At 44.4% G+C, this 24,276-nt stretch carries 24 protein-coding genes; 17 read left to right on the top strand and 7 right to left on the bottom strand.

The features are described from left to right. Positions 1-203: 203 nt before the first annotated feature. Positions 204-1,016, bottom strand: a complete 813-nt coding sequence (locus HRI96_RS08035; RefSeq protein ID WP_210116865.1) for a MetQ/NlpA family ABC transporter substrate-binding protein — start codon at positions 1,014-1,016, stop codon at positions 204-206. 81 nt (positions 1,017-1,097) lie between these two features. Continuing rightward, positions 1,098-2,303: a tRNA 2-thiouridine(34) synthase MnmA gene (mnmA, locus tag HRI96_RS08030; protein WP_210116864.1), complete on the bottom strand. Its 1,206-nt coding sequence runs from the start codon at positions 2,301-2,303 to the stop codon at positions 1,098-1,100. Between the two features lie 135 nt (positions 2,304-2,438). On the opposite strand from mnmA, the gene HRI96_RS08025 reads away from it, so the two are divergent. Further along, complete coding sequence (locus HRI96_RS08025) at positions 2,439-3,083, top strand: PTS sugar transporter subunit IIA (RefSeq protein WP_210116863.1); 645 nt, start codon at positions 2,439-2,441, stop codon at positions 3,081-3,083. A 66-nt stretch (positions 3,084-3,149) separates the two neighbouring features. On the opposite strand, the gene HRI96_RS08020 is transcribed toward HRI96_RS08025, so the two are convergent. Further along, positions 3,150-4,370, bottom strand: a complete 1,221-nt coding sequence (locus HRI96_RS08020) for a hypothetical protein (RefSeq protein ID WP_210116862.1) — start codon at positions 4,368-4,370, stop codon at positions 3,150-3,152. 29 nt (positions 4,371-4,399) lie between these two features. On the opposite strand from HRI96_RS08020, the gene HRI96_RS08015 reads away from it, so the two are divergent. Then, the gene (locus HRI96_RS08015; RefSeq protein WP_210116861.1) at positions 4,400-5,107 is read left to right on the top strand and encodes an RluA family pseudouridine synthase; all 708 of its coding nucleotides are present in this window, start codon (positions 4,400-4,402) and stop codon (positions 5,105-5,107) included. Between the two features lie 182 nt (positions 5,108-5,289). Here HRI96_RS08015 and HRI96_RS08010 read toward each other — a convergent pair whose 3' ends face one another. Together HRI96_RS08010 and HRI96_RS08005 are read right to left on the bottom strand one after the other, a co-directional pair. Next, positions 5,290-5,571 (bottom strand): HigA family addiction module antitoxin, encoded by a 282-nt coding sequence (locus HRI96_RS08010; protein ID WP_210116860.1) that lies wholly within the window; start codon positions 5,569-5,571, stop codon positions 5,290-5,292. 9 nt (positions 5,572-5,580) lie between these two features. After that, on the bottom strand, positions 5,581-5,859 hold the full coding sequence (locus tag HRI96_RS08005) for a type II toxin-antitoxin system RelE/ParE family toxin (protein WP_210116859.1): 279 nt from the start codon (positions 5,857-5,859) through the stop codon (positions 5,581-5,583). 567 nt (positions 5,860-6,426) lie between these two features. Between HRI96_RS08005 and HRI96_RS08000 the strand changes: the two genes are divergently transcribed. The 6 genes from HRI96_RS08000 to HRI96_RS07975 all read left to right on the top strand — a co-directional run bounded on the left by HRI96_RS08000 (position 6,427) and on the right by HRI96_RS07975 (position 11,442). After that, complete coding sequence (locus HRI96_RS08000) at positions 6,427-7,650, top strand: RtcB family protein (protein WP_210116858.1); 1,224 nt, start codon at positions 6,427-6,429, stop codon at positions 7,648-7,650. A gap of 100 nt (positions 7,651-7,750) precedes the next feature. Beyond that, positions 7,751-8,080, top strand: coding sequence for a cyclic-phosphate processing receiver domain-containing protein (locus tag HRI96_RS07995; protein ID WP_210116857.1), 330 nt, complete (start codon positions 7,751-7,753; stop codon positions 8,078-8,080). Positions 8,081-8,275: 195 nt separating this feature from the next. Next, on the top strand, positions 8,276-9,238 hold the full coding sequence (locus HRI96_RS07990) for a DUF6994 family protein (RefSeq protein WP_210116856.1): 963 nt from the start codon (positions 8,276-8,278) through the stop codon (positions 9,236-9,238). 93 nt (positions 9,239-9,331) lie between these two features. After that, positions 9,332-9,868, top strand: a complete 537-nt coding sequence (locus tag HRI96_RS07985) for an HNH endonuclease (protein ID WP_210116855.1) — start codon at positions 9,332-9,334, stop codon at positions 9,866-9,868. Positions 9,869-10,285: 417 nt separating this feature from the next. Next, on the top strand, positions 10,286-11,089 hold the full coding sequence (locus tag HRI96_RS07980) for a hypothetical protein (protein ID WP_210116854.1): 804 nt from the start codon (positions 10,286-10,288) through the stop codon (positions 11,087-11,089). Between the two features lie 59 nt (positions 11,090-11,148). Then, positions 11,149-11,442: an AAA family ATPase gene (locus tag HRI96_RS07975; protein ID WP_256729190.1), complete on the top strand. Its 294-nt coding sequence runs from the start codon at positions 11,149-11,151 to the stop codon at positions 11,440-11,442. Here the strand turns inward: HRI96_RS07975 and HRI96_RS07970 are convergent. Continuing rightward, positions 11,344-12,384 carry a helix-turn-helix transcriptional regulator gene (locus HRI96_RS07970; protein ID WP_210116853.1) on the bottom strand — a complete coding sequence of 347 codons (1,041 nt, stop codon included), beginning with the start codon at positions 12,382-12,384 and terminating at the stop codon, positions 11,344-11,346. The genes HRI96_RS07975 and HRI96_RS07970 overlap by 99 nt on opposite strands. A gap of 54 nt (positions 12,385-12,438) precedes the next feature. Further along, positions 12,439-13,302: a mechanosensitive ion channel family protein gene (locus HRI96_RS07965; RefSeq protein ID WP_210116852.1), complete on the bottom strand. Its 864-nt coding sequence runs from the start codon at positions 13,300-13,302 to the stop codon at positions 12,439-12,441. A gap of 124 nt (positions 13,303-13,426) precedes the next feature. Here HRI96_RS07965 and rpmB point away from each other — a divergent pair, with 124 nt between their 5' ends. From rpmB to pnp, 9 genes are all read left to right on the top strand, one after another. Further along, positions 13,427-13,618 (top strand): 50S ribosomal protein L28, encoded by a 192-nt coding sequence (gene rpmB, locus HRI96_RS07960; RefSeq protein WP_016525919.1) that lies wholly within the window; start codon positions 13,427-13,429, stop codon positions 13,616-13,618. Positions 13,619-14,010: 392 nt separating this feature from the next. Beyond that, positions 14,011-14,523, top strand: a complete 513-nt coding sequence (locus HRI96_RS07955; protein WP_256729189.1) for an LSm family protein — start codon at positions 14,011-14,013, stop codon at positions 14,521-14,523. A 22-nt stretch (positions 14,524-14,545) separates the two neighbouring features. Further along, positions 14,546-16,015: a transcription termination factor NusA gene (gene nusA, locus HRI96_RS07950; RefSeq protein ID WP_210116851.1), complete on the top strand. Its 1,470-nt coding sequence runs from the start codon at positions 14,546-14,548 to the stop codon at positions 16,013-16,015. 53 nt (positions 16,016-16,068) lie between these two features. Beyond that, positions 16,069-18,882, top strand: coding sequence for a translation initiation factor IF-2 (gene infB, locus HRI96_RS07945; RefSeq protein WP_210116850.1), 2,814 nt, complete (start codon positions 16,069-16,071; stop codon positions 18,880-18,882). 6 nt (positions 18,883-18,888) lie between these two features. Further along, on the top strand, positions 18,889-19,269 hold the full coding sequence (gene rbfA, locus HRI96_RS07940; RefSeq protein WP_210116849.1) for a 30S ribosome-binding factor RbfA: 381 nt from the start codon (positions 18,889-18,891) through the stop codon (positions 19,267-19,269). Beyond that, complete coding sequence (truB, locus tag HRI96_RS07935) at positions 19,235-20,410, top strand: tRNA pseudouridine(55) synthase TruB (protein ID WP_210116848.1); 1,176 nt, start codon at positions 19,235-19,237, stop codon at positions 20,408-20,410. Before rbfA ends, truB begins: the two co-directional genes overlap by 35 nt. 282 nt (positions 20,411-20,692) lie before the next feature. Further along, a complete protein-coding gene (locus HRI96_RS07930) occupies positions 20,693-21,529 on the top strand; it encodes an FAD synthetase family protein (RefSeq protein ID WP_210116847.1) in 837 nt (278 codons plus the stop codon). A gap of 28 nt (positions 21,530-21,557) precedes the next feature. After that, positions 21,558-21,827 (top strand): 30S ribosomal protein S15, encoded by a 270-nt coding sequence (gene rpsO / locus HRI96_RS07925; protein WP_210116846.1) that lies wholly within the window; start codon positions 21,558-21,560, stop codon positions 21,825-21,827. Between the two features lie 232 nt (positions 21,828-22,059). After that, positions 22,060-24,159, top strand: coding sequence for a polyribonucleotide nucleotidyltransferase (pnp, locus tag HRI96_RS07920; protein ID WP_210116845.1), 2,100 nt, complete (start codon positions 22,060-22,062; stop codon positions 24,157-24,159). Positions 24,160-24,276 lie beyond the last annotated feature (117 nt).

Here is a 24,276-nt window from a genome sequence, read left to right as displayed (position 1 = left end):
GTTTGCCGGTTAATCGGCAACTGGGAAATCCGCCGGCCCGCATGCCGGAGTGCAAGGGAATGTCTCAAAAGTTTGTTACTTTTTCGCCATCCCTGACGGGTTTAAAATTAAGTCTTTGTAAAGTAATGACTTAATTTTAAACGCCGCATATAAAATCAAGGAAACTGTCCGAAAACTGAAGTTTCGGACAACCTCTATGTTTTTTAGAATACGGCTATGACGTCTCCGTTCGGATATGTTTTTTTGATGTAATCTTTTACTTTTTGACTTTTCATCGCTTTTGCAAGCGCCTTGATTGCGGGAGAATTTTCATTGCCCACTTTTACTGTCAAAATATTGACATACGGAGAATCTTTACCTTCTACGATCAGTCCGTCCTTTGCGGCCGTAAGCCCTGCGGGAATCGCGTAATTACCGTTTATTACCGCCGCGTCCACATCTGATAGAACTCTCGGCAGCGACGCCGCTTCTATTTCTCTGAATTTAAAATTCTTTTTGTTGGACGTAATATCTGCCGGTACGGCGGTCAAGCCTGCCTTTGCGTCAATGGTTATATATCCTGCGGACTGAAGCAGAAGCAATGCTCTTCCTTCGTTCGTCGGATCGTTAGGAATGGCTATTGTCGCGCCGTTCGGAATATCCGCCGCTTTGGAATATTTTTTTGAATACAGCGCAAGCGGTTCCACATGGATACCGGCTACGTTCACCAGATGATAGTTTTTTTCTTTGTTGAATGTTTCCATGTAGGGAACATGCTGAAAAAAATTAGCGTCGATTTCGCCCGACTCGACGGCGTCGTTCGGCGTTACGTAATCGGTGAATTCAACCACTTTAAGCGTATAGCCTTCCGCCGCCATATCGTCGATTAAAAGATTGAGAATAGCTGCGTGCGGCTCGGGCGTTGCCCCTACGGTGATAACCTTGCCGTCCTTTTCTTTTGAACCGCCTGCAAAAAGCGGTGAAGTCAATATAGCTACAAGCGCGATAACCGCTGCTTTTGTGATAGCTTTTTTCATAAAACCTCCTTGGAAAACCTGAATTATTGCGATTTATGCACAACTGTTTTCCAATAAGCAGCAAAATATCATTTTTTGAAATCATTGTACAGTGGGAATTGATTTAAATATGCATCCGCCGCCTAAAATTACGTTATCTTTATAAATCACAACCGACTGTCCGGGCGCAACCGCCCTTTGCGGCTGCTCGAAGGTGATTTTGTACGGCCTTCCTTTGAATGCGGATTTTTTTAAAGCCGCTTCCGTTTCCTCTTCTTCATGCGGATCGTACGGCTCGATTTTTGCCGCAACCGGTCTTGAAGCAAGCCTTATTTTTACCTCCGCTTCAAAAGCTCCGCCAGGTTCTATGTTTGCAGGCCACACAAAATCGTCGGCTATCAGCGCCGTGGAATCCAGTTCGCCGTTGTCGGCCAATACCACAAGGTTCCTTTTCGCATCTATGGATTGGACGTAAAGCGGTCTGTTAGCCGAAACTCCCAGTCCTCGCCTTTGCCCGACCGTATAGTGCTCGATTCCTCTGTGGCGGCCGAGTACTCTGCCGTCCGAATCTATTATGTCTCCGGGAAGCGAAGGTCTGTCCGAAAATATCATATCGAAGAATTCTTCGGGAATAAAATCCTGGCTTTCCTTTCTTTCTGCGGAAGAAAGACGTTTTTTTCTTGCAAGCTCGACAACTTCGCTTTTTTTCATACCGCAAAGAGGAAAGCGCACCTTTTCCAATACTTCCGACGGAATGCGGTATAAAAAATATGCCTGGTCTTTTGCGGCGTCTTCCGCGCACGATATCATGGCAGGCCGCCGAACTGTTCCCCAAAGGCCTTCTTCAGGCCGGACTATTTTTGCGTAATGCCCAGTGCAAAAGTAATCATAGTCGACGTTGATATTTGAAAGGCCTGCAAGGAGCGCTCCGAATTTTATAAAACGGTTACATCTTATGCATGGGTTAGGGGTTCTTCCTGAACGGTATTCACTTTTAAAATAGTCGAGAACTTCTTTTTGATAGGCGTCTTTTACGTCTATCACGTGATATTCTATATTGTTGCCGCGGCAGAATTCTGTGCATTCGGCAATATTTTTAATTTCATCAGGGCCGTAGCACGAATTGTGCAGGGTTTTCCCCGCGGCGATTACGGGAAGGTCTCCCTTCCACAGCGACATTGTAACTCCTATGACACGGCAGCCCCTTTCTTTTAAAAGAAGAGCTGTTAGCGTGGAATCAACTCCGCCCGACATTCCAACTGCGACCCTGTCGCCCTTTTTGGGCAGTTCCAAGTCTTTATAAAGCATTTTATAAAATATAGTTAAAAAAGCGGAATATGAAAAGCGGGCAAAACGGTAAAACGGTAAAACTTGACAAAATACCGTGAACAATGCAAAATAATACACTATAAATAATAAGTTTCAAAATGACCGGAGTTCGGAGTGGAAGACGACATACTTACCATTGAAGAAGTTGCAAAATACCTACGCGTGTCTGAGCGTACTGTTTACGATTGGGCGCAAAAAGGCGAAATTCCCGCCGGAAAGATCGGGACGGTTTGGCGTTTTAAAAAATCGGAAATAGAAAATTGGGTAAACGCTCATCTGTCGTCAAGCTCAAGATTTTCGATGCCCGTTGCGGCGGTACAAGTAAAAAACATATTATCGCCGGATCGTATAGTTTTCATTGAACATTCCGCAAAACACGATGCGCTTTTGGAACTTGCCGACGTTTTAGGCAGAGCTCCGCAGGTAAAAAATTCCGGGGAATTGGCGTCAGAAATCTTAAAGCGGGAAGAACTTATGTCTACGGCGATCGGCCGCGGCATTGCCATTCCGCACGTGCGTCTTTCGTCCGTTACCGACCTTGTGATGGCCGTGGGTATTTGTAAAAATCCCATAACGGATTTTCAGCCGCTTGACGAATTTCCCGTAAGCATTCTTATTATGATAGCGGCAGCTTATAATCAGCATTCGTATTATCTTCAGACTTTGTCGTTTTTCAGCTCCAAATTAAAGGATAAGGAATTGCGCGGCGCTCTTATGAACGCTTCGTCTGCGGAAGAAGTGTACAAGCTTTTGAATTAGAACTTAAGGACGTTTTTAGCTCGACTCGGAAAGACGATGTCTCAAGAGTTCCGGCTTTTTTCATTTTTAAGGGAATTCCACCGCTATCCATTTGTTTTTGTCGCTCATATCTTTTGCTATCTTTCCTATGTCTACATGGGCGGTAGTTTCCGCAATCAAAAAATCCGTTTGGCCGACTTTGATCTTTGCTCCGTCTCCGGTAATATTGAGCCCCGCGACGGCATGGCTGTATTCCCTTGAAATAAAAAGGGCGGAATTTACGCCTATGTGCTTCATCAGCACGCATAAAAGCAAAGAGCGGCTGTCGCAGTCGGAACCTGTGCCGCTCAATGCGGAAATAAGATCCGTAAAATCCGAAGTTTTATGATTCCGTGAATATGTAAAATCCTGCAGCCAGCTGAGCAGAGTTTGCGCGTAAGCGCGTTCAGGCGAATTTATGTCAGCTTTTAACGCGTCGGAAAATATTCCTTTGTAAATATCCGCCGAAACTGCCGAAAGTCTTGAAAAACTGTCCCTGAAAACAAATCTGTAATATCTTTGCCATGCTTCTTTCCATAGATTGTGCCTTGCGTATAGGGTAAGAACCGCATATTCTCTTTCAACGACGAATTTCGCTGCTTCGGCATCCTGTTCGTCCACTCTTGTCGCTATAGTTTTTCCGCCTATATTTAAAGTCAATTCTTTTTTCTTACCGTAAGGAAAGGCGAATGTTTCAATGAGTCCTTGGTTTAAAAATCCCGCCCTGCTCGGAACAAAAGAGTCTATCGTCGAAATTATTAGCCCGGAGCATTGAGCGTTTCTTTGTAAAGGCGCATAGCATAGAAGGCAGGCGGCGGCATTTTCTTTTCCGACGGGAACGCACGCAGCCCAGCCCTTGTGCTGAGTTTTATCCGGCATAGCAAACGAAAAATCCGCAAGAGCGCAATCGCTTCCGTTCCATTTTACTTCAGATATTTCATTTTTGGATTTAAGCCGATCCAGCGCGTCTTGCAGCACTGAAACCGGAGCTTTGCCCGCGTCGGCGTCATAGATCTTTATTGCAAAATAAACGGGAAGCAATGAATGTGCAAAAAAGATCGAACTTTCGTCTTCAGCCTGATCTTCGATTTTATACGCTTCAGGCAGATCAAGATAGTATCCGTATTTTTCAGAGTAAAAAAAATCCGCAGAAGCTACGTGCGGAAAAAATAAAAATACGATGAAAAAAACGGCGTATGAGATAAAAGTGCGGCCTATGTTTTTTGTTTTGCCTTGTTCGGATTTTGAGCGTGCCTGCCGGGTTGTCATTTTTTTTTGCCTCCTGTATATTTTTTCGGATGAATTTTGTTCCGATCCTATATGAAAATGAAGATATTCTGGTGATTGAAAAGCCTTCCGGCATGAGTTCCCAGGGCGGACATAAGATTTTTCATCCTCTGGATGAAGAACTTTCAAAGCAGGTTGGTTATAAGGTTCATCTTGTGCACCGCCTTGATCGGGATACTGCTGGCCTTATGGTCGTGGCGAAGTCCGGCGCCGCAGCCGCCCGCTGGATCAAGCTTATAGGCGGAAAACAGGTACAAAAAGAATATAAAGCGGTCTGTATCGGAGCGCCTGACGGCAAACCGTCGGGGATCATAACCGAGCCGGTAAGCAAGGGCGGAGTTGAAAAGCCTGCCGTAACAAGCTATAGCGTAGAAAGAATTTTTACTTTTCAGTGGGAGGATAAGGCCTTTGCCGAAGGTCTGCGCGATTTTAACACGGAAATATCGCTTTTGCATTTGAAACTCGGGACGGGACGCATGCACCAGATTAGGATTCACTTGGCAAAGATCGGCTGTCCGATTGCGGGAGACGACAAATACGGCGATTTCAAGCTTAATAAGTACCTAAAAAAAGCGGCGGGCGTCCGCCGCCTTATGCTCGCTTGCGTTCGCCTTACCTTGCCGATAGCAGGAAAGCAAAAGAAATTTGAAATACCTGTACCGCCCTATTTTGACGAATTTTTAAACATGTGCGTCCAAAGATCAGGCTCTACCGATTGATCGATCGATCGATCAATCAATCAATCAATCAATCGACGGAACGCCTTCCCCCCTTATAGCCGCATCGGTTTTTAGCGCCTGAATGAAGTCGCTGCCCCGGTTTTTCATGTCAACCTGCCGCATCCGCCTCGGCCGTTCCCCGTTCATATCCGGCGGGAAAACGGAAAAGCGCAAGGGGGCTTTTAAGCTAAGCAAGCGACCTTTACATTTTCAGGTTCGTGCTGAGAAGCCAAAAATAAAGTAAGTTTCATTTGCATCGCCATCCAGCTTTCAGGCGTAGTAGCCGTTGCTTTAGCGATTCTAATTGCCATTTCCGGACTTAAAGCGGATTTTCCGTTTACAAATTCAGAGAGAGTTTTTCTTGTAATGCCAAGCATTTTGGCAGCGTCCGTAATGTTTATTCCGAGCGGTCCAAGAACATCTTTTAAGAATACTTCTCCCGGGTGAGTCGGTTGTCTAATCATAATATCCTCTTAATGATAATCCAGATAATCGACAAGAATCGCATCTTGCCCTTCAAAATAAAAAGTAACGCGCCAGTTTCCGCTTACTGTTACAGACCACATTTCTTTTTCCCGTCCTTGCAATCGGTGAAGCCTATATCCCGGTAAGTTCATATCCTGCGGGTTTACACTTGCAGCCAGACGGTCTAAGATCCGTCCGAGTTTGGAAGAATGTTCAGGGATGATTCCCGCTTTGCTTCCCGTCTCGAAAAAATCTTTAAGGCCTTTATGCCTCCACGACTTAATCATGGTCAATTTTACATAGTAACGTGTAACGTGTCAAGTTTCAGTTGGGCTGAATTTTACGTTGCAGTCGCTGTCCCGGTTTTTCATGTCAACCTGCCGCAGCCGGTTCGGCTTTTAGCGCCTGAATGCAGTCGCTGTCCCGGCTTTTCATGTCAACCTGCCGCATCCGCCTCGGCCGTTCCCCGTTCATATCCGGCGGGAAAACGGAAAAGCGCAAGGGGGCTTGAAAAATGGCGGAAAAATTGCACGAAATTGTAAAAAATCTGAAAAAAAGCGCAGAAAAGCGCAAATTATTTACTTGCTATCATCAGATGATAGTGTTTTCGCATTATAATACCATTATAATATGAATTGTCTTTTAAAACGCAGTACAACCCTTGTGCGATACTATAGGAAACCTCTAAAAATTGCAGTTTTTAGAGGTAACTGCGGCTCGTGAGCCGTTAAAACGCGATGTTGTAACTTTTGATAATACAGCGAGTTACAATTCATCAGCATCTTGAAAAAGTCGATCAAGGTCGGTTTTTTCAAAATGCTCTATAGCCGTTATGCTGGCGGGAAAAGGAAAAAATGATAGAAGTAAAAGGAAAGTACAACACTGCAAAAGTCTTTACGGATAATTTGGATGAAAGCGGCCGCGTCCAGATCGAACGACTCTGCGATCAGCCGTATGCAAAAGACAGCAGAATCCGCATGATGCCTGACGTCCACGCAGGCGCGGGCTGTACGATCGGAACTACGATGACGATCATCGACAAAATTTGTCCGAACCTTGTCGGAATTGATATCGGCTGCGGCATGGAAACTCTTGTGATAAAGGCCGATTCGCCGGTCAGTGAAAAATTCGATCCGGAACGCCTTGACGCATGTATCAGAAAAAATATTCCTTTCGGGCGGAATATACGAAAGCGTGAGCACAAATTTGCGGAAGAGATCGAATTCGATAAAATCCGCTGCAAAAAGGCGAACATCTATACCGCAAGAAAATCGCTCGGTTCGCTCGGCGGCGGGAACCATTTTATAGAAGCTGGCCGCGACGAAGTCGGAAATTTGTACATCGTTGTGCATTCGGGAAGCCGTCACCTCGGTCTTGAAGTTGCGACTTATTATCAGGAGGCGGCGTGGAAGCAGCTGAATCACACTGAAGAAGCGGATATCCGCGATGCCATTAAAAAGATGAAAGAAGAAGGCAGACAGGAGGAAATTGCAAGGCTGCTTCCCGAAATCAAAGACTCCGTTATCACCGACATTCCTAAGCCTTTGGCCTATGCCGAAGGCGCTCTCTTTGAAGATTACATCAATGACATGAAGATCCTTCAAAAGTTTGCCATGTTTAACCGAAAGGCTATGATAGATACGATCAGCGTCGGTCTTCGCTTGGACAAGCACGACGTCGTTGATCAGTTCACTACGATCCACAATTATATAGACACCGATGCGATGATTTTGCGAAAGGGCAGCGTGCGGGCGCTGAAGGGGGAAAAGCTTTTGATACCGATCAATATGCGGGACGGAAGCCTTGTGTGCATCGGCAAGGGCAACGAGGACTGGAACTATTCCGCTCCCCACGGCGCCGGCCGCGTAATGGGGCGGAAAGAAGCCCGATACAAGCTTAACATGGACGAGTTCAAAAAATCCATGGAGGGAATATGGAGTTCCACCGTATGCAGGGACACTATCGACGAAGCGCCGATGGCCTATAAAGACATGAGCGAAATCGCCGCGAATATCGAGCCGACTGCCGAGATTGTCAGCGTGATAAAGCCGATTTTCAATTTTAAGGCGGCGGAGTGAGCGGAGATCCGGCGCATAAGCCGGCGCGGCGAAGGCGGAACCGGCGCAGAAACCGACCGCTTTCAGGCAGTCCGTATCGGACGTTTGATTTGGGATAACTATGAAGCGTTTATTGTGGTTGGATGACCTTAGAGATCCTGAGAATTACATAACAGGCAAATATAGTGTTTCTCGAGCAAAAAACTACGAAGAATTCTGCAAATATTTGAATAGCAACGGTATTCCCGATGTGATATGTTTTGATCACGATCTCGGTGAAGAAAAATCCGGCTATGACTGCGCAAAATTTCTTGTAAATTACTGCCGGCAGCATCATTGCGACATTCCCGAATATGACATTCAAAGTTCAAATCCGGTGGGAAAAGAAAACATCAGTGGACTCTTGGACAGCTGGCACAGATTTTATGTGAGAAATGCTGGCAAAAAATGATGGAGAATAATATATGAAAAAGTATTTTTCAGGATAAATGTTTCAATCTCATTTTTAATCTTGTTCCTATATGCTCTTATTAAAGAGTTTGAACACTATCATTTTGTGATATTGTCTTTGAGATTTTACTATCATAAAATGATAGTATTTCCTCGCTATAGTATAATCATTACGCGATGACGAGGAGAAGAAAAAATGACTGATTTGTTTCAATGCTGCAATCTTTTAAAGGATTTTATAAGTGAAAAATTGGACGGAGATATAGAAAATTTCAAACAGTATAATTTTTTGCTTTTGGAAAATGATAAAAAATTCGGACGATGCAGTGAGTTCGGAACCGGCTTTGACCCCGATGATACGGAGATAGCGCGAGCCGTTTATTATCTGTTATTCAGCAACAAAGTACATGATACCGATTTGGATTTTTCATTTTCCGATATAGGAACTCATAAAAAATATCAAGGGGACACGCTGAATACATTTAATACGTTATTCGGCGAAAATATGGAAAGAGCTGTAAAATATTCAAACAATGATACGGCTTTTATAAAAGAAGTTGAACAGTTTAAAAATAAATGTTATGTGCTGGGAAACTTTACCATGCTGCCGAATCTTTATGCAGACGGGCAAACGATCAATCTGTATCGCGGCAATTGGAACACATATAAGGATTATTTTGATGTCTTCCTTTATGAATTGAATAAATGCTACGAAGACGCTCCCGATAAAGATAAAACCTTATCCGAATTGATGAAAGCAAATTCATTTTATTTTGATATAGTAAACTCGATGGAATTATTTAAAAGGTATAATTTTATTTCTCCGTATTTTACGCCGGAAGGAGCTGTTCGGGATTCTTTTAAAAGCAAAATCGAAAATTGGGATAGAGAACCTTCAAGATATGTTGCGTTTGCCCGCAATTATATTTGCATATCGGAGCATTTGATAGATATGCGGATACAAGCCATTCTCAGAATTTTAAAACGCGTTATCGCAAATGTTGAGATAAAAATAAAATATGATGAAATAAACCGAAAATTCAAAAACGGAAAAATTACGAAAGAACAGGAAAGGTCGGAAAAAGAAGCTTTATTGAGAAAATACGATCCTAATCGAAAGAAGAATGGAACTTATTGGTTTATGAAATATGAACTATAAATGCTGTCGAAAATACTGTCGGCAACAAAGCGGTTTATCGGTGACGAAATCGGCTGACCGGGAATATAATAATATTAGCAAGGGGGATAGACGATGGAAGAAATTATTTATGGTTACGGCGGAAAAAAATACACGGTGGAAAAATTAAAAGATTTATGCCCGTCAAGTTCTGAGATAGAAGTCCAAAATAAAATAGAACGGGAAACCCATAGACTTAAAATCTATCATTCCGAACGATATAACAGTCAAGTGGAAAATTTACCCGGAGAAATCTGGGTCAGATTATCGCAAAAAGGCTGGGAAAGAATATTTGTAAGTAATCAAGCGCGTATAAAATATTTAAAAGATGACGGCAACTTCGAATTTCTAAATCAAGATGAAGATCCTTCCATATCGGATTTCGGATATTTAGTAATTGATCCCGAAAAGAAGTACCCTGAATTACATAAACTTATTTCAAAAGGTTATCCTCGCTATCCTCGCGTATATAAGTTAGTAGCTATGGCTTTTTTAGGAAAAGACGAATACGAAGGGGATGGATCTGTCATTCACCATATCGATAATAACGGATATGATAATCGTCCTGAAAATCTAATCTGGCTGACTAAAAAAGAACACAATCAAATATAGTACCAGATAAAATTTGCTTTTTCAGAATGCGGGTATTTCTCTCATATATACTTCCTGTAAGTATACTAAAATAGTTATATCCATACCGACAAAAGAAAATTTCTAAACGAATTCGCTTAAATAATTCTACACACTATCACAAAATGATAGTCTATGCATGTTACTTACATAACAAGAGGTAACCTCTAAAAACTGCAGTTTTTAGAGATGTCCAAGAGGCTACATCACTATGAGTGAAAGTTTTTTCTATTCGGTAAAGGATTTGTCAAAAGACTTGACAAAAATCGGGGGGGGGGTAATAAAATCAACCGAAGATATGTTAGGTTAAGAGCGTACTGCACTATGGATTACAGATTTTAAAAAGTGCTTAATTTATCTTAGACAGTTTCGTAAAATAAATTTTGGAGGTTTGTGAAAATGGGAAAAGATTATGAAAAATTCTTTGCAGACTATTATGTGGCTTATGACGATCGTAATTTTGAGGCTGTAAAAGAATGGAATAAACAGCACAAAGCTGATGAAAAACTCTTATGTCCTCAGTTTTTAAGTCCTCTGCCTGAATACGAACATGCCGATCTTAAAGTTATGATTTTCGGACAGGAGGCCTTGCGTTGGCATAATCCTGACGACAGTATGAATTTTTATGAAGACGGACACGAACCGCAAGATTATTCCGATTTGTATTCCGACTATATGAAATTGTTAAACGGAGATGATGCTGAATTTAAAAAAGGCGGTATTCGTAAAGCTCTGTTTAACAAGGAATACCGCCGTTTACGGAACTTGATTCAACAGACTGCAAAAAAGTATGGTAAGTCCGCAGGTTTTATGTGGAACAATCTTATAAAACTTACCGCCCTAAAAGGAGGGTCGGGAAAAAAATATTTTAATAAACTGAGCGCGGTACGGGAATCGTCTTTATTGATAAAAGATGAATTGAATTTTTTTAAACCGAATATTCTGATTTTCCTGACCGGTCCGAATTATGATTGTGTAATTCAAGATAAAATTGCCGATATTCATATCTTTGATGTAATTTCCAAAGAAAAAGTTAAATCGTTTCCCGATACACAATTATGTATTTTCAATATAAAAAATATTGATTTCGCCTTGCGAACGTATCATCCTCAAGCACGTCTTACTCGCGAAGAATGGAGTAAGCTTCACGGAAAAATAGACCGGCTCATTGCCGATGAAATTGGCCGGTTATATTCCAAATAATTTTTATAAAAAAAGACGAAAGCGAATTGGCACTGCGCCTTTTAAAAAATAATACAACTGTGAATATTTTACTGTACGGTGCTCCCGGATCGGGTAAAACCGAATACGCCCGCGCTCTTGTTAAAAGCGCAGGACTTGTTCCGTACATATTTAAAAACGCGCTTGAAGTTTCCGACAGAAACGATAACCCTGAAAAACATGCGCTCGGCCGTTTGAACTGTCTGCTTTCGCTTGATATGAAAAGGTTACAGAGATTACTCATTTATTTTTTCATACAGTGCGACGATTTCTTTTTTCCAGCGGATGACAAGGCGCTTGGGAGCGAGCGGTTCGGCCTGAGTTCCCCAGCTTAGGATCAGCTCAAAGATTTTATCGTACTGACTTGAAGAAAATGTGATTACGGTAGAGTCCTCGTCTTCCGTGAATTTTTGATCGTCCGCCCACTTGTGCCCTTTGATCCAGTCCTTTGCATAGCCGGTAAATTTAATTGTATATTTTTCAATCTTATTGCCTTTGTATGCGCCGAGCCGTCCTCCACCGCAATAGTAAGAGAAGTCGTATTTTTCGGGAAGTTCGAATGCTTCGTCAGTAACGACGATGTCCGCCATAAAGTTTAAGTCGTATAAAAGCACAAGGTCGGCGTATTCGCTGTAAGCGAAAAGATACACCGAGCCGTTATCCAACAAAAGCTGGTACGGTCGTATGGTTCTGAGCGCTTTCGTGTTCGTATATGATTTTGTATAGCGGAAGTTGATTTTATGATTTTTTTGAATCGCTTCGTAAACCTTATCCCAATTTTTTACATTGACGCCATATTCGATTTGCGGCGGAACGCTTACTCGGCCGGAAGATAAAACCGTATCGTCCTTTGCGACCTTAGGTTCAAGAAAATAAATCAATTTCGTAACGCTGTCGAAGAGGGGAGTGTTTTTGTATTGCTGCAGCAAACCTTTCAGGCCGGCGATTAAAGCGAGGTTTTGTCTTGTTTCTTTTGAGTAAACTTGTTCGACTTCTTTTTTAATTACATAGCTTCCATGGACCTGCTTTTCTTCAAGTAAGTCCATGTCCTTTAGTGTTTTTATGGCTCTGAGTATTGTTATGTTGGCAACTTTAAAGTGATTTTCAAAATACTTTGAATTGTATTTTACGTCCGGATGATTCGGCGCGTCTCGCAATATGCGAAGAATTTCGTAACAACGCTCGTCAAGTTCAGGATTGAGTTCTTTTTGCAGCTTTTTTTCATCGCGCGCCAGCTGCCGTTGTCTTTTGTCTCTTTCCGGAAGGACCTTACTCATAAAAATATTATAACACATAAAACGGTCGGGCGCATCGCTTTTATTTTGATTCTTTTACGATTTTTTCCCTGCCGTCTTTTCCGAACCGTTTTCCGTATGTACGACCAGTTGATCGAACGGGATTTCTATGCCTTCTTTTTTCAACCGCTCGTCAATATCTATAAAGATTGAATTGCGCGCGCTGCCGTAATCCTGAACGGAAGTCCATGCGAGCAGCGCACAGGAAATACCCGAAGAGGCAAAGGCCGTCCAAAGAACGGAAGGCGCAGGGTCGTCGACGATAAAGCGGTTCTTTTTTGCGGTGTCGATGAGTATTGTTTCGACCCGGCGCAAATCGGTGTCGTAGGAAACCGACAGTTCCGTTTTAACCCTGCGAAACGGGAAGTGTGAATAATTGATGAGGTTTGCTTTGATTATCGTTTCGCTCGGAACGCGTACATATTGGCTGTCGAAGGTTTTTAAGGCGACCGAAAGCAAATTGATCGACTGCACGGTACCGATAATGTCCGCAATCTCGATAGTGTCGCCGATTTTAAAAGCGCGTTCCGTTATAACGAACAAACCCGAAATAACGTTCGATACCGATGTTTGCGCCGCAAAACCTATGGCGATACCGGCGATTCCGGCCGCACCGAGCAAACCGCTTACGTCTATGCCGAGCCGATGAAAAACGGTTAAAACGATGGTAACGAATGCGCTGTAATCGATCGCTTTTTTTATAATGTGCTGCGTTTGCATCGACATCTTTTTAAAAAGAAATTTTTTTGAAAGCGCTTTAAGAATTTTAAAAAAAATGTAGATCAGTGCGAGCGTGCCTATAAACTGCAAAATACCTACCAATTTTTCGGACGTCAATTCGATTTTAATGCCGCTGATTGAAGAAAGCAGCGTTTCTATGGAAGTTGTCAATTTATTCATAATCCGAAGTGTAGCACAGCGGCACAAAAATTAAAAGTCTTGCATTGACTTTATTTTTTTTCTTTCGTTATAATTAACACTCACAGTTTATAATTTGAAGAGTTTGGAAAACAGGTGGTTTTTTATGTCCAGAAGATGCGATATTTGCGGCAAAGGCTCTATGAGCGGAAACAAAGTGAGTAAATCATACAACCATGTGCGCCGCACGTGGAGACCGAATATTGTGGAAGTTAAAACCGAAATCGACGGTACAACCACAACTTTAAAACTTTGCACGCGCTGCCTCAGAAGCGGCTACATTACGAAAAAAGTATAATCATCGGTCTGAAATGATTAAAAAAGCGCATAAGGGCAAGCGGCGCCTTTATGCGTAATGTGTTTTGAGAAAAAATCGTGTTTAAATTTATACGGGAGAACTTGGGAACCGTACGCGGACGGCCGGTCTTCAGACAGTCGCTTGCCGCTTGCCGCAAAAATTGTGTTGGGCGCGATGCTGCGTGTCAAGCGTTTTACCGCGCTTTTGTACATTTTTTCGTGAGAAGGTGTACTGCTTTTATATGCGCGTTTCTCTGTCATTACTATAGTATATGTCATTTTCCGCAGATTTCAATGTGTAAAATCGCACGGAAATCGTGTAAAATTTGACTTTTATTTTTAAATATTTTATACTCCTAATCGTACATTTTGATAGTCTTTTAAACTGGACTCGTGCAAACGGGTCTTTTTTTATGTTCAGGTGAAAAATTGGAATACAAGGCGTTAAATACTATTCCGTATTATTCGGACTGCGCTCCCTTGGTAAACGGACTCGGCTATGAGCTCATAGAGCTCAAGGTTACTCCACAAAGAGGATCGGTTCACATAGTCGCGGTAATCGCCGCAAAAGATCCTCAGTACGACATAGGAATAAACGACTGCTCAAAAGTGCATCATGCGCTTTTGCCGAGGCTGGAAGCGCTTTTGGGAACCGACAACACTTACATGGAACTCACGTCGCCGGGAATGGAGCGCAATATTCGTAACGCTGCCGAATTTGCCGTTTTTAAGGGAAGACAGGTTCGCGTCTGGGACAAGACCGTTTCCGATTGGGTAGGCGGTAAGATCATAGGATCGGACGAGCGTTCGGTAACTTTGGAAACGGAACAGGAAGATTCAAAAAAAACATCGCGAAAGTCTGTTTTGTTTGAAGATATTGCGAAAGCTAAATTTATACACTTATAAAAATTTGTAAAGGGGGCTTTATATGGCATCCGAAATGGCAGAAGCGATCCGTCAGTTGACGCAGGAAAAAGGAATTTCCGAAGAATCTGTCAAATTAACCATTGAAAACATGCTTAAAGCGGCTTATAAACGCACGTACGGAACATCCGACAACGCCGTCGTCAAATTTGCGGACGACATGTCGGATGTCGCGATCTATTCTCGTAAGACTATCGTAGACGGCGTTTACGATCCAGTCATGGAAATGGAACTTGAAGAAGCTTTAAAACTTAGTCCCGAGTGTGAAGTGGGAGACGAAATCGATATCCTTGAAGACCCCAAAAAATTTGACCGCTCCGCCGTTGCGACGGGAAAACAAACGGCTCATCAGGCTTTGAGCGAAAGTTTTAAGGATAATTTATACAACGAATATAAGACAAAGATCGGCGAGATAATCATAGGCTATTATCAGAGAGAACATAACGGCAACATCTATGTCGATCTTGGCAAAGTCGAAGGAATACTCCCCGGCAAATATCAGTCGCCGCGCGAAAAATATGAAAAAAACGACCGCATAAAAGCTCTAATCGTCGATCTTAAGAGAACCGCTACGGGTTTGCAGCTGGTACTTTCAAGGAGCGATCCTGAATTTGTGCGTTCCATCGTTGAGCTTGAAGTTCCCGAAGTTTATGATAAGACTGTAGAAATATATAAGGTTGTGCGCGATGCGGGTTATCGCACGAAGATTGCGGTGTATTCAAACCGGGAAGACGTCGATCCTGTAGGCGCCTGCGTAGGCCTAAAAGGCGTTCGTATTCAGAACGTCATCCGTGAACTGTACGGCGAAAAAATCGACATTTTAAAATACGATGCGGATCCTACCGTTTTTATTAAAAACGCACTGTCCCCGGCGGAAGTCGACAGGGTTCTTATTTTGGACGAGGGGAAAAAACAGGCGCTTGCTATAGTTCAGGACAGCCAGTTTTCGCTTGCGATAGGAAAACAGGGGCAAAACGTGCGCCTTGCTAACAGGCTTTGCGATTGGAGCATAGACGTTAAAACCGTCGATCAGGCCGCCGAAATGGATCTTTCGGAAATCGAAACGCGCAAGGCCGCTCAGAATCTGTTCAGCGACGGAGTAGAAGAAGAATACGATGAAATAACGACTCTTGCCGAACTTCCGGGAATAGACGCTCGTACCGTTGAAATTCTTAATGCGGCGGGTATTGAAGATATTGAAAAATTTATGAACGCGGTGGAAGACGGTTCCATAAAATCCGTAGAAGGGCTTTCGGATGAAAGCATCGCCGCCGTTAATAAAATCATAAATGATACCGTGGAATTCATAGATGAAGATGAAGCACCTTCCGAAAGCGGCGCGCAGGAGCACTCGGATGAAGAAGAAGACGAAGAGGAATATTCATGTCCCGAATGCGGAGCTAAAATAACCTTCGGCATGACAAAATGCCCTGCTTGCGGCGTTGAGATTGAATTTAAAGAGGATGCTGAATAAAAAAAACCGCGTTGCGGTTTTATGAAAGTTTATTTGCGAGGATAGATAGCTATATGGCAGATGAGTCTGTTAAAAAACCTGAATTTGTATTAAATAAAAAAAAGACCGATACCGCCGCTGAAAAACCGGCTTCTTCCGGTACGCCCGGAAAAAAGCGTGTGGTCATCGTAAAAAAGGGTCCTCCCGCCAATGGGGTATCAAACCGCGACGCACAGATTTCTGCTGTAAAAAAGGTTGTGCCGTCCGCTATCCCTTCACAAAAGGCGGTCGAATCCGCAAGTTCAGGCGCCGTGCATCCTTCCCCCGCCGAACATAAAACTTTAGCGCCTGAAGAAAAAAAGGCGCCGTCTTCTTTTGAATTCGGTTCGCGCCGCCCGAACGTTAAGGCCGGAAATCTTTCCGATCATCCCCGTCCCAACGATTACAGAGGCGGCGGATTCAGAGGCCCGCGCAACAATTATTCGAATAACCAGGGCGGGTATAACAATAACTACCAGCATCGCGACGGAGGCTTTACCGGAGCTCAAGCCCGCGAAGGCTATCAAAACCGTGAACGAGACAGTCAGGGCGCCTACCAAGGACGCGGCGGCGCAGGGGGGCGGCCCCCGTTCGCTCAGGGGCAGGGACGTCCAGGCGGTTACAGAAACGGAACTGCCGGAAGCCGTCCGGGTTTTACCGGGCAACGGCCTAACGGGAATTCCCGTCCGGGATTTACTTCTTCGCGCCCCGCCTCTCATTCGGCACCCGCTCCCATGCCGGACGTGCGTTCTGCCGGAAAAAAAGCTTTTAAAGGCAAAAAACAGCAGGTTTACAGCCGCAAAGATAGAGAAGATTTGTTTGACGAATCGTCTTTATATGACAACAAGAAAAAAACCGAAACACCGGCGAGCGTAGTTCCCAAGCAGATAGACATAATGGAAACCATTTCCGTTTCCGACCTTGCAAAAAAGATGAATTTAAAGGCTTCGGAAATTATTTCAAAGCTTATGGCTATGGGCATGATGGTAACCATAACGCAGTCCATAGACTCCGATACGGCGACATTGCTTGCCTCCGAATACGGATGCGACGTTCATCTTGTAAGCTTATATGACGAAACGGTAATCGAAAGTGAAAAAATTTCCGAAGAGGATATGCTGCCTCGGCCTCCTATAGTTACTGTTATGGGACATGTCGATCACGGTAAGACTAAAACTTTAGACGCGATACGGCATTCCAATGTAGCCGCCGGAGAATTCGGCGGAATTACGCAGCACATAGGCGCTTATTCCGTTTCGACTCCTAAGGGAAAAATCACGTTCCTTGACACTCCCGGCCATGAAGCGTTTACGATGATGCGCGCCAGAGGAGCTCAGGTAACCGACATTGTCGTGTTGGTAGTGGCCGCCGACGACGGCGTTATGCCGCAGACTTTGGAAGCCATTCATCATGCAAAAGACGCAAAGGTTCCTATAATAGTTGCAGTGAACAAGATCGATAAACCCGAAGCGAATCCCGATCACGTAAAAACCCAGCTTTCGGAACAGGGGCTTACTCCCGAAGAATGGGGAGGCGACACTCAGTTTGTTTCCATAAGCGCTTTAAAGGGACAGGGAATCGATCAGCTGCTTGAAGCCGTTTTGCTCCAAGCGGAAGTTCTCGAGCTTAAAGCCCCCGTCAACACCCGGGCCGAAGGAAAAATCATTGAATCCCGCGTAGACCAAGGTAGAGGAATAGTTGCTACGGTTATAGTGCAAAAAGGTACTCTGCATCAGGGGGATTCTTTTGTTGCAGGAATTTACGCCGGACGCGTTCGCGCCATGTTTAACGATCTGGGGCAGCGCATTCAGGAAGCGGGGCCAAGCACTCCGGTTGAAGTTTTGGGTCTTGAAGAAATGCCCAACGCGGGAGATCCGTTCCAGGTGACGGAAAGCGAAAAAGACGCCCGCTCCGTTTCTTCCAAGCGGCAGGAACTTAAACGCTTTGAAGACGCGAAGGCCGTTAAAAAAGTTACTTTGGACAACCTGTATCAGACGATCGACGCAAGCGAAGTAAAAGAACTCAAAGTAGTAATTAAGGCCGACGTTCAAGGTTCCGCTGAAGCTCTTAAAGCGTCATTGGAAAAACTTTCCACAAAAGATATAAGGCTCGTGGTTATTCATTCTTCCGCAGGAGCTATAAACGAAAGCGACGTACTTTTAGCTGCGGCCGATTCAAACGCATTTATAATCGGATTTAACGTTCGGCCTACGCCTAAGGCAAAACTGCTTGCGGATCAGGAAAAGGTGGATATCCGTAAATACAATATAATTTACAAGGCTGTAGAAGAAGTTACGCTTGCGATGGAAGGCATGCTTAAGCCTGACACTAAAGAAGAAATTACCGGAACTTTGGAAGTGAGAAACACGTTTAAAGTGCCCAAGATCGGGCTTATTGCCGGTTGTTACGTTACGGACGGCCTCATAAAACGTTCGAGCATGGTAAATCTTATCCGCGACGGAATAGTTCTTTATACCGGAAAAGTTACGTCTCTTAAGCGCTTTAAAGACGACGCCAAGGAAGTAAAAACGGGTTTTGAATGCGGTCTCGGTCTTGAAGATTGGCAGGATATTAAAGTCGGAGATCAGATTGAAGCCTTTGAATATGTGGAAGTTGCCAGAAAACTCGGCGACACGCTCGTAGATGAAAAAGCCGACGCCGAAAAGCGGGCCGTTGAACGCGCCGCCGCAATGAAAGCCGAAGCGGCCGCCGCTTTGGAAGCGGAAAAAGAGCAAATAGCGGCGGAAAAGACGGCTGCAAAGGCAAAAAAAGCCGCCGCCAAACAGGAAACGGCAAAGCATGCTGAAGCAAAACGTGAAAACGCAAAAACGGAAAAGGAAGCAGAGTAGCATAATATGAGCGAATACAGATTGATAAGATTGGGAGAACAGCTGCGGGATGAAATTGCCAATCTTATCCTTCGTCAGCAAATAAAAGACCCCAGAGTTTCTACTTTTTTGACGATCAACCGCGTAGAAGTTTCCCGCGACTTAGGATACGCGAAGGTGAGCGTTTCGAGTTTTCTTCCAGATCAGCAGCTTGAAACCGGCGTCGAAGGGCTTCAAAGCGCGGCGGGTTTTATTCAGTCTACGATCGCAAAAAAACTTAGGATAAGACAGTTCCCGAAACTTACCTTTGTCGCAGACACTGCGATGAAAGAAGGTTTTGAAATGATAAAAAAATTGGAAAAATTGGAAGCTGATGAGCGCTCCGCAAAAGAAGACGATCGAAAATAAATCAGGGATCGTTCTGTTCGCCAAACGTCCCGGTAAGACAAGTTTTTCTTCACTGTACACGATAAAAAAAGCGCTGAATACGTCAAAGGTGGGACACACGGGCACTCTGGACAGCTTTGCATCAGGGCTCCTTGTAGTCTGCACCGGTCAGCTTACCCGTCTTTCATCCCGAATAACTTCTTTTGATAAAACTTACGAAGCCGTTATAAGTTTCGGACAAGAGACCGATACATTGGAACCTTCGGGGAAAATCATAAGACAGGCGCCGCTCCCTAGTCTTTCAGATCTTTATTCGGCGCTTGACGCATTTACGGGCAATTTTATGCAAAGTCCGCCGGCTTTTTCCGCGATCCGCATAAAAGGCGAACGCTCAAGCGATCTTGCCCGAAAGGGAATTCCCGCCGATATTCCTTTGCGACCGGTTTCGGTTTACAAATGCAAATTGCTTGAAGTTAAACTTGAAAACGGAAAAATTTTTGGAACTAAGGCCGAAGATGACGATAAAGCGCGGTCTGACATGGTAAATCTGTGCGGCGATGAAAAGGTTTTATATGCGCGCATATTGTTTGAGGTTTCAAAAGGAACTTATATAAGAAGCCTTGCGCGCGACATAGGCGTTTTTTGTAAAAGCGCGGCTCACCTGAAGGGACTTTTACGCACAAAGGTGGGAAATTTTTCGCTTTCCGACGCTGCAGGATTTTCTCTTTTGCCTGATTTCAGCATAGCGAGCGTGCTTGAAAACGAAAAAACGCTTGAAAACGCTCATGCCGATACGGCCGATCCTGACGCGGAACTTCGGCTTGAGGTAACGGAAAAACTTAAAGGCATGACTGGGGAACTTGCTTTAAGCTGCGGTCTTGTGCCGGTAAAAATTTTGCCTGAATATGAAGATTCTTTTTATAACGGCAGACCGCTTAAAAAAGAGATGTTTGAAAAACCGGCTCAAGATTTTAATCAAATCTGCGGAGAGCCGCTGTCCGACGGCGGGGAAACTTCGTTTGCGGTTTTTACGGAAGCGGATGTTTTTTGCGGCACGGTCGAGGCGGCAGGGCACGGCAGCGGCGATATGGGACAAAACTGCCTGACATACGGGTATGTTGTTCCTAGGCAGCATGGTCTTATTTCGAAGCCTGCGTCATAAAAGGCCTGAGTCTAAAAGGTTCAATTTCGAGTTCTACTAAACTCGAAATTTTCCAACCCTTTAGTGTGCTAACTGAATGGTGAGTTTTGAAAACTAATAAAATTGTGCGGAGGCGAGGTTCCGGCAGCGTGACGCTTCGAGCGTTATGCTTACAGAATTCTACTCTAAAAGCTCGACCGCGGCTAAGCGGACGGGTTCTCGCCGAAAGCATAGTATTACCGGCTGATGTTTTCAAAACTCAATATTTTGCCTAAAAGAATATTTACAGCAAGGGACTGATAAATGACTGTAATTACTTGGAACGATGTTTTAAAAATGATAGAAGGTAAAAGTCCTCCTCCCGATTTTTTTAACGCCGGATGCGGAACGGCCGTATCCGTGGGCAGTTTTGACGGCCCTCATATCGGGCATAAAAAATTGTTTGAAGCTCTTTTGTCACGTAAAAAAGAAGGCCTTGTCCCCGGAGTTTTGACGTTCACGCGCCCCTTGGCCGGATATAAAAATCCTGAAGAATACCAAGGCGATATTTCAACACTTTCACAGCGTCTTTCAGCCTTTGAAAATGCAGGGCTTGGCTTTGCGGTAGTAATTGACTTTTCCGACGATTTTAGTAAAATAGAAGGACGTGTTTTTCTTTCGCTCTTGCAAAGATATCTTAACATGAAATTTCTTGCCGAAGGCGAGGATTTTCGCTGCGGATATCGAGGCGCCACGGGAATCGGCGACATTTGCAAGTATGCCGCAGAAAGCGGATACACTGCGACAGCCGTTCCTCCCGTACTGTACGGGAACGAAAAGGTGAGCTCTTCACGGATAAGGCAAAGCATTTTGGACGGAGATTTTATTTCCGTAGAATACATGCTTTCGGCGCCTTATAAAGTCGATTGCTCGGATATTAAGTGGCGTGTTGAAAAAAAGGAGGACACAGTGTTCTTGTTTGCGTCCAAGCCCGCCGTACAGGCGCTTCCTGCAAAAGGAACATATGATGTAAAATTAATGTTGTATTCGAGACAAGACGGCTGCAGGGCAAAACTTATTGCGGAAACTCGTTCCCTTCGCCTAGAGATTCCGACGTCTAAAAAAATCTCTGCGGTGCGGACAATGGAATTTATCGTGTGAAATTGAGACATTATAGAGAGGAATATTAATGGCACTTACAAAAGAAACTTCTGCTGCTATCGTCAGCAGATTCGGTGCAAAAGAAAACGACACCGGCAACACAAAGGTTCAGGTAGCTTTGCTTTCCGAACGGATCAAACAGCTTACTGCCCATGTGCAGCGCTTTCCAAAGGATTCGGGAGCCAAGCGCAGTATGATGAAGCTTGTCGGGCAGCGGAGAAGCATGCTCAAATATCTTGAAAGACGCAATCTTGAAGTTTATCGAGAACTTATAAAAGATTTGAATTTGCGCAAATAGGTTTGTTTATAGAAAGCCTGTTGAACATGCGGCCTCCGCGTTCTCAGGCTTTTTTTGTGTTTTTATTTGTGCAAAGGGATTAATACTTCGGCGACGCTTGAAACTTCTTTTCGGATCTGCGGCCGGGGTGTTGATCGGATGTAGTAAAGATGCGCAAGAGTGAACAGTCTTCGAAATCGGTGTTTTGTTCGGCTGTCACATTTTAAAGAATATAAAGAATTAGAAGGAAATAATGGTACAAAGAGTTACATATAAGATCGGTGATGAAGAACTCATCCTTGAGACGGGAAAGATCGGTAAACAGGCTAACGGCTGCGTTTACGCTCAATTTTCAGGAACGGCCGTAATAGCGACCGTATGTGCTTCCGGCACGGTAACGGAGGGGATGGATTATGTCCCTGTTACCGTAGATTACAATGAAAAATTTTATGCTGCGGGTAAAATTCCCGGAGGCTTCGTAAAGCGTGAAGGCCGTCCTAAGGATAAGGAAATTCTTGTTTCCCGTCTCATAGACCGCCCCATGCGCCCTCTTTTTGAAATGGCGTTCGGACGCGAAATTCAAATAGTCCCTACGTGTGTTTCGACTGACGGCGTTCATACGCCCGATATCCTTGCAGTCATTGCTTCGTCTGCGGCGGTTACCATCTCCGACATTCCTTTTCACGGACCGGTCGCCGCATGCCGCGTAGCCTATATAGACGGGGAGTATGTTGTAAATCCTACGTTCCAGCAGATTGAAAAGGCAAAGCTCGAAATTGTTGTAGCCGGAACCGCGGAAGGCTTTACAATGGTCGAAGGCGGCGCTCACGAGGCTTCGGAAGATGTTATGCTCGGTGCGCTGGAAAAAGCGCAGGAATTTATTACTCAAATGTGCCGTCTGCAGGAAGAATTGCAGAAAAAGGCCGGAAAAGAAAAACTTCCGCTTGCTCCTCTTGACGTAACGTTACAGAATGCCGCTGAAATTGAAAATGAAGCTACTCCCCTTGTAAAAGAAGCAAGCTTTAAAAGCGGCAAAATGGCCAGAAGCGCTGCCGTAAAGGCCGTAAAAAAGCAGATATCGGAAAAATATGCCGCCCAGCTTGAAGATCCTGTGCAAAAAAAATTGTTCGATGCGCTGTTTGACGATATTCAGTACAAACTTTTACGAAAATCCATACTCGACGAAGGCGTGCGCATAGACGGCCGTAAATGCGATGAAATTCGTCCTATCACCTGTGAAATCGGCGTGCTTCCCCGTCCGCACGGCTCGGCTTTGTTTACGCGCGGCGAAACTCAGTCTTTGGCCGTTACTACTTTGGGGACGGCGCTCGACGAGCAGATCTATGACGATATTGACGGCGACAGGAGCGAAAATTTTATTCTGCATTATAATTTCCCGCCGTATTCGGTAGGAGAAGTCGGACGTCTTGCTACGGGACGCCGCGAAATCGGGCACGGAAATTTGGCGCGCCGTTCATTGGCTCCCATGGTGCCTTCCCGCGAAGAATTCCCTTATACCATCCGCGTGGTTTCAGAAATTATGGAATCCAACGGTTCGTCTTCACAGGCTTCCACTTGCGGCGGCTGTCTTTCCATGCTCGCCGCCGGAGTTCCGATGAAAAAAATGGTAGCCGGTATCGCTATGGGCTTGATTACCGACGGGCCGAAATATGAAAAATATAAGATCCTTTCCGACATTCTCGGAGAAGAAGATCACTTAGGCGACATGGACTTTAAAGTTGCCGGAACGAAGGACGGCATAACAGGGTTCCAGATGGACATTAAGATAGCCGGCGTTACGACTGAAATAATGAAAAAGGCTATGGAGCAGGCAAAGGAAGGACGCTTGCATATTCTTTCGATAATGGAAAAATGTATTGACAAACCGGCGCCCATAAGCCAGTTCGCTCCTAAAATACTTTCTATGAAAATCCCGATCGACAAAATAGGAGTTCTCATAGGTCCTGCAGGAAAAAACATAAAAGCCTTGTGCGCGGATTACGACGTTACTATCAATACGGAAGACGACGGAACCGTAACGATCTACGGCAAAACCGGTGACGCCGCCGAGAGGGCAAAGAAAGCCGTAAAAGGAATTACCGAAGATCCTGAAGTCGGCGCTATTTACAACGGCACCGTAAAGCGTCTTATGGATTTCGGAGCCTTTGTTGAAATTCTCCCCGGCAAAGAAGGTCTGTGCCATATTTCCAAACTTTCGCGCTCGCGCGTAAATAAGGTGAGCGACGTATTGAAAGAAGGTCAGCAAATCCCTGTAAAACTCCTTGAAGTGGATAAAATGGGGCGCCTCAATCTTTCTTATATCGACGCCGTTGAAGCGCAGGAAAAAAAATAAAACCGAATGTCGCCTGTTCCGCAATTAACGCAGGATAGGCGTGTAAAGGCTTTCGCACGATTACCTATCGGTGTATGTATGAGTAAGGTTCAAGGGCTGTCTTGAAAGTCTGTTGCT

The sequence above is a fragment of the Treponema parvum genome, assembly GCF_017893945.1.
Classification (GTDB): domain Bacteria; phylum Spirochaetota; class Spirochaetia; order Treponematales; family Treponemataceae; genus Treponema_D; species Treponema_D parvum_A.
The sequence above is the reverse complement of the archived record's forward strand: the minus strand, read 5'-3'. Positions and strand labels throughout refer to the sequence as shown.